Genomic DNA, 8,881 nt, shown 5'->3' with positions numbered 1-8,881 from the left:
CCCACCCCCGCAAGGCTGATTAGGCTCTCTTCCGAGCTTGAAAAGCGAACGAAGAGGCCAATCAGCTACTGCGTCAAAGGCATTTTGTTATCCAAAGTCAAAGAGGCTAGACTTTTGTCCCAGCCTCATCACCCAGATCTTTTTTTTGGATTCCATCCTAATCTTAAAAGCAAAGCTTTAAATTGGATATAGCGAACTGCGTTCGTCCTATTAGCCTCGGTTTAAAAGATCACCTTAGCACTTTTCCCGGTTTAGCACAGAGACTAAAGGAAACTCGCATTGACGCGAAGCTTTAAATAGGAGATAGCGAACTGCGTTCGCTTTATTAGGTCACTCAAAAAAAGATCACACTGGATCTTTTTTTGGGTTCCATCCTAGAGTCTGGAACAGACTCTAGTCTCCATCAAACATTTTTTCGAAGAAGTTTTTTTTCTTTGGTTTGACGTTGAGGTTTCCGGCTTGGGCGAATTCCATGAGGGCTTTGCGTTGGGTGTCGTTGAGATCGGTTGGGGTGTCGACGATGATGGTGACGTATTGGTCGCCTTGTCCTGCGCCGCGGAGACTTGGTGCTCCTTTGCCGCGGAGGCGGAAGCGTTTACCAGCTTGGGTTCCTTCTGGGATGTTTAATTCTACGTCACCGTGGACGGTTGGTACATCGACGGTGTTGCCAAGGGCTGCTTGGGCAAAGTTTAGGTGTAGGTTATAGTGGATGGTTGTGCCGTCCCGTTCAAATTTATCCGAAGCGGCGACTTGGATAACTACAAAGAGATCACCATAAGGGCCGCCATTGTAGCCTGCTTCTCCTTGGCTAGCTAGGCGGATTTGTTGATCTGATTCCACACCTGCTGGGACACGTACTTCAACTGTGTGAGCTTGGTTTTCGCGTCCAGTTCCATGACAGGTTTGGCAAGGGTCTTTGATTTCTTGACCGCTTCCGTGACAGACATCACAGGTTACCTGACGGCGCATCATGCCTAATGGGGTTTGGGTATCCACGTTGATGACTCCTGCTCCGCCACAGCGACTACAGGTCACAGGGTTGGTACCTGGTTTGGCACCGGAACCGTCACAGGTGTGACAGGAAGCTTCACGGTTGTATTTGATTTCCTTGGTTGTTCCAAAAATAGCTTCTTCAAAAGTCAAGTTCACCCGGTATTGAAGGTCGTCTCCCTTGCGTGGTGCATTTGGATTACGATTTCCTCCCATGCCGCCACCAAAGAAGCTTGAAAAGATATCTTCAAAGCCACCAAAGCCTGCTCCATCAAAACCAGAAAATCCTTGGCCGCCACCGAAGCCACCATTAGCTCCAGCTGCTCCGAACTGATCGTAAGAAGCCCGTTTTTGCTCATCCCCTAGGGTTTCATAAGCTTCCTGGATATCCTTATAGGTTTGCTCCGCTCCAGCTTCCTTGTTGATATCGGGATGGTACTTTTTGGACAACTTCCGATAAGCCTTTTTGATTTCATCTTGCGAAGCGTTTTTCGACACTCCCAGACGATCATAGTATTCTGTGTTATTCATATGTACATCTCTAGGGTTAAGGGGAAAGGGCAAATCCCTTCTCCCTGGCAACCCGTGTTCCTAAGGAACACCATTTTTTCCTTTCTTTAAAGTAGGGCAATTATCACTCCATGGCTTCTAGGAGCAAACGGGCAACAGCTCTGCCTGACATCGGGTTCTGGCCAGTAATCAAGCGTCCGTCCTGAAGAGCATGGGATTGGAAGGGGAACTTCTGCTGGAAGTTAGCACCCCGCTTCTTAGCTTCTGTTTCAGTGATGAAGGGAACCTTTTTCCACTTGCCACTCAGAATTTCTTCCCACTTGGTAAAGCCCGTTACCTGTTTCCCTGCCAAGAGGTAGTGGCCGGAGCTATCTTGCAGATTGAGCAGGCCTGCTAGGCCATGGCAGACAGAGGTCACAAAACCTCCCTGCTCATAGATGGTTAAGGCAATATCCTGGAGTGCTTGGTTATCCGGGAAATCCCAAATAACCCCGTGGCCTCCTGTATAGTAGATCGCCAGATAATCTTGAGCAGAGATGTCCTCTGGTTTCTTCGATGAGGTCAAGGCCCTCTTCTGAAAATCCCAGCTATCTCGTAAGCGTAAGTCCTCTTCGGTGACATACCATTTTTTCAGACTTCTGGGATCAATCGGAACAGCCCCTCCTTGGGGACTGACATAGTCCACCTGGTAACCGGCCCGAGTCACCTCTGCTACAAACTCCGTGGCTTCGGCTAACCATAAACCGGTCTGCCCGGGATCTTCCCCATACTGCTCAACATTGGTTAAGACAACCAAGACCTTCCCTTTATTTTCCATGGCTTTTCCTCTTTATGGAAAAACAGAGGCTGGGTTACAACCTCTGATTTCCTATTCTTTCATCACAGTTGGGATTGACTTACCCAAGGAGCTTACTTCTCAGTAAATTCCCCATCCACAACATCATCAGCTGGGTTTGCTTGACCAGCTTGGTCTGCACCTGCTTGAGCTTGTTGCGCTGCTGCTGCTTGCTCATACAATTTCACTGCAAGAGCTTGTGCTTTTTCATTGAGAGCTTCCAACTTCACTTTCATATCATCCAAGTTGTTAGCTTCTTGAGCTGCTTTTAAGTCATCCAAGGCTGTTTGTGCTGCTGCACGTTCTGCTTCAAATTGTCCTTCTGTATCTTTCAAGGTTTTCTCAGTCGCAAAGATTGCTTGGTCTACTTCATTGCGAAGGTCTACTTCTTCTTTGCGTTTTTTATCTGCTTCCGCATTTGCTTCTGCATCTTTCATCATCCGATCAATTTCTTCGTCTGTTAGACCAGAGTTAGACTGGATCACGATTGTTTGTTCTTTCTGAGTTCCCAAATCTTTCGCTTTAACAGACACGATACCGTTCTTGTCGATGTCGAAGGTTACTTCGATTTGAGGGATTCCACGAGGAGCTGCAGGAATATCTGTCAACTGGAAGCGGCCAAGTGTCTTGTTATCCGCTGCCATTGGACGCTCACCTTGAAGAACGTGAATGTCTACTGCAGGCTGATTATCTGCTGCTGTTGAAAAGACTTGAGACTTAGAAGTTGGGATTGTTGTGTTGCGGTCAATCAATTTCGTGAACACACCACCCATTGTTTCGATACCAAGAGATAGTGGCGTCACATCAAGCAAAACAACGTCTTTCACATCGCCTGTAATCACACCACCTTGGATTGCTGCACCCATCGCCACAACTTCATCTGGGTTAACAGATTTGTTTGGCTCTTTACCAGTCTCAGCTTTAACGGCTTCAACAACGGCTGGAATCCGAGTTGATCCACCAACAAGGATCACTTCGTCGATTTCAGATAGAGATAAACCTGCATCTGACAAGGCACGACGAACTGGTTCTTTGGTACGTTCTACCAAGTCACGAGTCAAGTCATCAAACTTCGCACGTGTCAAGGTCATTTCCAAGTGAAGTGGTCCTGCTTCACCAGCAGTGATAAATGGCAAGCTGATTTGCGTAGAAGTTACTCCAGACAAATCTTTCTTAGCTTTTTCAGCTGCGTCTTTCAAACGTTGAAGAGCCATCTTGTCTTGAGACAAGTCAATGCCGTTTTCTTTCTTGAATTCTGCAACCATGTGGTCGATAATTTTCTGGTCAAAGTCATCTCCACCTAGCTTGTTGTCACCAGCTGTTGCTAATACGTCGAAGACACCATCTCCCAATTCAAGAATTGAAACGTCGAAGGTACCTCCACCAAGGTCAAAGACCAAGATTTTTTCTTCTTTATCAGTTTTGTCCAAACCGTAAGCAAGAGCTGCTGCAGTTGGCTCGTTGACAATCCGTTCTACTTCAAGACCGGCGATTTTACCTGCGTCTTTTGTAGCTTGACGTTGTGCGTCGTTAAAGTAAGCTGGTACTGTGATAACGGCTTTTGTAACTTTTTCTCCAAGGTACTCTTCTGCATAGCCCTTCAAGTATTGAAGGATCATAGCTGAGATTTCTTGAGGAGTGTATTCTTTACCATTTGCAGAAACTTTCTCAGAAGTTCCCATTTTTGATTTGATTGAGATGATGGTATCAGGATTTGTCACAGCTTGGCGCTTAGCGGCATCACCGACGATGATTTCACCATTTTTGAAAGAGACAACAGATGGCGTTGTACGATTTCCTTCTGGGTTCGCGATAATTTTTGGTTCAGTTCCTTCCAATACCGCTACTGCTGAGTTTGTAGTTCCTAAGTCGATTCCAATAATTTTTGACATAATCATTTGTCCCAAAAATCCGAAGATTCTTGACCTTTCTTTTGTTTCTTTTAAAAAATAAAATTCATTCGAGGATAGTTTTATGACATTGCGGTCATACTTTAATTGTAAACAACAACCATGGCTGGGCGAAGCACCCGCTCATGAAGTTTATAGCCTTTTTGGAAGACCTGGGCGACGGTATCCGCTGGATGGTCTTCGTCAGCTGGCTGGGTCTGAATAGCCATGTGGAAATTTGGATCAAAAGCACCGTCTGTAGCAACTTCTTCGATTCCTTCTTCCTTCAAGGCTTGGATCAAGCTTTCTTGAACCATTTCCAAACCTTTTTTCACATCTTCTGTGAGGCCTTCAACTGTCAGTGCCCGCTCTAGGTTATCCAAGCTTGGGAAAATCTTTTTAGCCAAGTCCTGGCTGCGGTATTTTTGAAGCGACTGGCGCTCTTCATTGGCCCGGCGCTGAATGTTTTGCATTTCAGCTACAGCTCGAAGATACTTATTTTCTAGTTCTTCTAGCTGCTCTTGTGCAACTTCTAATTCTGTTTTTTCTGGAGCCTCTGTGGTTTCCTCCACTAGCTCTTCCATTTTTTCAGTAGTTTCCTCTGCCACCTGGCACCTCCTTAATGCACTTCATAATGGTTACTGCTAAGGTAACGATAGAAATCGGTCAGCTTCATCGTCATAACACGACTGACAGCTTCAATTAAACTAAGTAAACGTTGGTAATCGCTATTCACCGGCCCCACCAAACTGAGGAGTCCATAACCCCGATAGGGGATCAAGAAGCGTTTGCTCATCAGACTCAAATCAGCCAGAGGTTGACTGGACGAATCAGCAATGCGAATCAATTGCTCCTGATTATCGGACCAACCTTCGCGTAGCTCAAGGGCCAGCTGTTGTTCATTGGTGAAAAAGCGATAGGTTTCCAGCCCCACTTCCTGTAGCAGGTGCTCCTGGCCTGATGCCACAACTTCTTCTGCAAAAAGATCCGAGAAAAGATGCTCCATCAAAGCGGTGACATTGTCAGGCGAAAGGAAATAGCGTTGGACTACTTGCGGAATTTCTGTTCGAATCTTGTAGTGAATGGAGAGCACCGACTCTCCCAACAAACGATCCAAAACCATATCCCTGAGCTGGTATAAATGATCCACCAAAAAATTCCGAGGAATTACCAGCTCCTTGGTCAAGATTCGAGAATCATCAAGCGTCATCACAGCCAAGGCTGTGTGAGATCCCAAAACAACCAAATCAAATGCCGTTAGTCTCTGATGACTGGGTTCAACATCCAGTACAAAAGCGACCAGACCAGTCATCTCTGACAAGAGATCCGCTCCTCTTTTGAAGATATCCTTTAATTGGAAAAAATCTTCATCAAAGGCTTTCAGAATTTGAAAAACTTCCTCTGGAGGAAGGCTGGTCAAAGCCATGGAGTTCTCAACATAATATTGATAACCCGCAATACTTGGCTTCCGACCGCTAGAGGTATGAGACTTTTCTAATAGTCCCATCTTCTCCAAAGCCGCCATATCGTTCCGAATGGTTGCACTGGAAGAAGCAATTCCTTCCTGCAAGCGTTTGGAACCAACTGGCTCATGGGTCTCTGTAAAAAGTTCAATGATCATCCTTAGAATGATCTCTTGTCTTTCTGTAACCATGTTTCCTCCCAGTCATTAGCACTCGTGTAACCTGAGTGCTAACTCATGATTCTATTATACAGCATCCAGTTTCTCTGTCAAGGTTTTTTGCTCAAAAAATTAGCACTCTTTTGAAAAGAGTGCTAATTTCCACTATAAACCCGCAAAAAAGCCTGGTTTAGCAGGCTTTTTCGGCTCTATAGGTCTTAAGACTGATTTTGATCCAAGACCTTGCGGCCGTCTTGGCGGTAGGATAAATCGCCGACTTCAAGAACCTGGAATTGACCATCTTCGTAACGGATACGAGTCACGCTACCATTATCCAAGACCACAAAGCGTTGACCATTCAATAAATACAAGAGAGTCCCAATGGTCATACCATGGCTAACCACCAAGGCATTCCCGCCCCCAGCAGCTTCCATTTTCTCAGCTAGATTCTTGATTCCTGCCAGCAAGCGATCCCGCAATTGCTCCCAGGTTTCTGCCCAATCAGCTGTATCTGCTTCATAAATGGCCTTGGCCATATCCTCATAGGTCATTTCTTCCATTGAATCGACCCCCGCAATCCGCGGTAGAATGTTGAAGAAAAGATCCTGATCATAAACGCCGTCATTGGAACCAAAAGACCACTCCCGAATCCGAGCATCATAGGTATAAGGAATTTCTCCCTTCAAGCCCAACTCTGACAAAAGAATATCCATAGTCAGAATCGTCCGCCCCAAATCACTCGAAAGAGCACGGTGGAAACTAAGTCCACGTTCACGGAGACCCACTCCCAATTCGCGAATGCCTTCTTGCCCTTGCTCAGTTAAAGGGGTATCGCTCCAACCTTGAGCCCGGTGTAGGGTGTTAAACATGGTCCGACCATGACGAACAATATACAAATTTGTTGCCATCTATTCTTCCTCCTCTTTAAATCCCTCCAGAGCTGTCACCAACTCCTCCAGGGAAATCCCAAACATGGCCAGACGCTTTGGCAATTGCTTGCCGTTGGAATAGCCAATTCGCAACACTTCACCGACATATTCCCGACGTTTGCGACTCTCTGTTCCTGCTAGCAGACCCAGCCGCATCAGATCTGCTTGAGAAATCTGCTCCTGCGGATCTGCTTGCCGGCCCGTAAAAGCTCCGTCCAAAGCCTCCTTCAAAGCCTCAAAATCCGCATGTTCAACGCCCAAAGAGCGACCTGCCGATTTAGACTTAGGAGTCGCCTCAGCCCGTCTCAGAAAAGCTTGACCGACTTCTGGAACAGCCTGACTAATCATTTTACGCAGACGTTCCCCATTGTAATCGGGATCAGTAAAGACAATCACGCCTCGCTGCTCCTGCAAACGGGCAATTCGCTCAAGATCCTCTGAGGATAGAGCAGAGCCGCGGGTCTCATAGGTATCCACCTGAAAAAAGCGTTTCAGATTGGCGGTATCATCACGGCCCTCAACCACTACAACAGGTCCAATCACTGGTTTCATCAGTTCTCACCATCCAGACCAAAGACCCGCCAGGCATTGGCAGAAGTCGCTGCAGCCAGCTCTTCTAGGCTAAGCCCCCGCAGCTGAGCCAGCTGCTCAGCCACATAGCGGGTATAGGCTGTCCGATTTTCCTTACCTCGGTAAGGAACTGGAGCTAGGAAGGGGGCATCTGTCTCGACTAAAATTCGGTCTAGCGGTAACTTGGCCGCTGCCTCTTGAATCTCTAGCGCTTTTTTAAAAGTAACAACGCCTGAGAAGGAGATCCACATCCCTAATTTTATAAATTTTTCCGCCATCTCAAGCGAACCGGAATAAGAATGCATGATCCCCCCACGAGCAGGGAGGCCTTCATCCGCTAAAATACGATAGGTATCGTCCAGAGCATCACGCGTATGAATCACTACTGGCAAGTCCAATTCCTTGGCCAGACGAATCTGACGGCGAAAGACATCCTCCTGCACCTCTTTGGGGGCAGTCATCCAGTGGTAGTCCAAACCGATCTCCCCCAAGGCCACCACCTTGGGATGATCTAGAGCTTCCCGCAAGTAAGCTTCAACCTGCTCATCATAAGTTCCGGCCTCCGTCGGATGCCAACCTAGGGTCAAGTAAATGGAATCCTCATCCGCCAAAGCCAAGGCTGCCTCAATCGACTCCCGATCAAAGCCAACCACATTGTGCCAGGCGACACCTAGCTCACGCGCCAATTCAAGCTCTTCCTCTAGCCGACCCGCAAATTGTTTCAAGTTTAAATGCGTATGTGTATCAAAAATTTTCATAAACTGACTTTCTATATGTAAAAAAATCAGTAGACTCGAGTTTCTACTGATTTTTTCAATAATTAAGCTGAAAGAACTTTACGTCCCTTACGACGACGTGCAGCAAGCACACGACGACCGTTCTTAGTAGACATACGGTGACGGAATCCATGCTTACGTTGACGACGAATTTTACTTGGTTGATAAGTACGTTTCACGAGAATACCTCCTCTTAGATTCTTTGTATTCGTTTAGCCGGCTAGTTGTGATCAGTTACTAAACATACTTTGCTATTTTATACGAAAAATTCTAGGATGTCAAGAGAATCGCAAAGAATTTATACTAGAATCATCCAAAAAACGATGATCAAAAATTTTAAAATGAAGTTAGCCACCCATCCTATCTGCTAGATAAGTACTACAACTCATTCTGATGAGTTGTCTGATTTCATTTGATAATAGGTTTGGAGCTGTTAGGCTAATTGGCCAAGGCTAATGATAGCCTTGGTTTAGCCCTCAAAACAGCTTCAAAAGTCCCTGTTGTCAAATGAAATCCTTTTGTAAGGTATAAGAAAACACCTCCGTGCTATACTTGTTGTTCACCACAAACAAAAGGAAGGGCACAGAGATGCAAAACAATTATACAACAAAAGGAAAACATTTGACAATTAATGATCGTCGCTACATTGAACGATGGAACAAAGAAGGAAAATCCAATCGAGAAATTGCTCGCCTACTTGGAAGAGCTCCTCAAACAATCAATAACGAAATCAAGCGAGGGCAAGTCTTACAACAAGTGAG

At 46.0% G+C, this 8,881-nt stretch carries 10 protein-coding genes; 1 reads left to right on the top strand and 9 read right to left on the bottom strand.

Annotation, left to right across the window (positions count from 1 at the left end; translation table 11 throughout):
- Positions 1-393 precede the first annotated feature (393 nt).
- The 9 genes from dnaJ to rpmH form a co-directional block, all read right to left on the bottom strand.
- Positions 394-1,521: a molecular chaperone DnaJ gene (gene dnaJ / locus HZY94_RS07300; protein WP_179925640.1), complete on the bottom strand. Its 1,128-nt coding sequence runs from the start codon at positions 1,519-1,521 to the stop codon at positions 394-396.
- A gap of 103 nt (positions 1,522-1,624) precedes the next feature.
- Positions 1,625-2,317: a type 1 glutamine amidotransferase domain-containing protein gene (locus tag HZY94_RS07295; protein WP_179925639.1), complete on the bottom strand. Its 693-nt coding sequence runs from the start codon at positions 2,315-2,317 to the stop codon at positions 1,625-1,627.
- Between the two features lie 92 nt (positions 2,318-2,409).
- Entirely contained in the window at positions 2,410-4,227 is a 1,818-nt protein-coding gene (gene dnaK, locus HZY94_RS07290; protein ID WP_179923603.1) for a molecular chaperone DnaK, read from the bottom strand.
- Between the two features lie 101 nt (positions 4,228-4,328).
- Positions 4,329-4,832, bottom strand: a complete 504-nt coding sequence (gene grpE, locus HZY94_RS07285; protein ID WP_179925638.1) for a nucleotide exchange factor GrpE — start codon at positions 4,830-4,832, stop codon at positions 4,329-4,331.
- 11 nt (positions 4,833-4,843) lie between these two features.
- Complete coding sequence (gene hrcA / locus HZY94_RS07280) at positions 4,844-5,878, bottom strand: heat-inducible transcriptional repressor HrcA (RefSeq protein WP_179925637.1); 1,035 nt, start codon at positions 5,876-5,878, stop codon at positions 4,844-4,846.
- 185 nt (positions 5,879-6,063) lie between these two features.
- Positions 6,064-6,753, bottom strand: coding sequence for a histidine phosphatase family protein (locus HZY94_RS07275; protein WP_179925636.1), 690 nt, complete (start codon positions 6,751-6,753; stop codon positions 6,064-6,066).
- On the bottom strand, positions 6,754-7,329 hold the full coding sequence (gene rnmV, locus HZY94_RS07270) for a ribonuclease M5 (protein WP_373683184.1): 576 nt from the start codon (positions 7,327-7,329) through the stop codon (positions 6,754-6,756).
- Positions 7,326-8,102: a TatD family hydrolase gene (locus tag HZY94_RS07265; RefSeq protein WP_179925634.1), complete on the bottom strand. Its 777-nt coding sequence runs from the start codon at positions 8,100-8,102 to the stop codon at positions 7,326-7,328. Before HZY94_RS07265 ends, rnmV begins: the two co-directional genes overlap by 4 nt.
- A 62-nt stretch (positions 8,103-8,164) precedes the next feature.
- Positions 8,165-8,299, bottom strand: coding sequence for a 50S ribosomal protein L34 (gene rpmH / locus HZY94_RS07260; protein ID WP_002885866.1), 135 nt, complete (start codon positions 8,297-8,299; stop codon positions 8,165-8,167).
- Between the two features lie 409 nt (positions 8,300-8,708).
- On the opposite strand from rpmH, the gene HZY94_RS07255 reads away from it, so the two are divergent.
- The coding region (locus HZY94_RS07255) for a helix-turn-helix domain-containing protein (protein ID WP_179924846.1) at positions 8,709-8,881 on the top strand (173 nt) is incomplete at its 3' end.

The organism is Streptococcus danieliae, from assembly GCF_013415245.1.
In the GTDB taxonomy this organism is placed as follows: Bacteria; Bacillota; Bacilli; order Lactobacillales; family Streptococcaceae; genus Streptococcus; species Streptococcus danieliae_A.
This window is presented reverse-complemented; position numbering and strand designations above follow the sequence as displayed.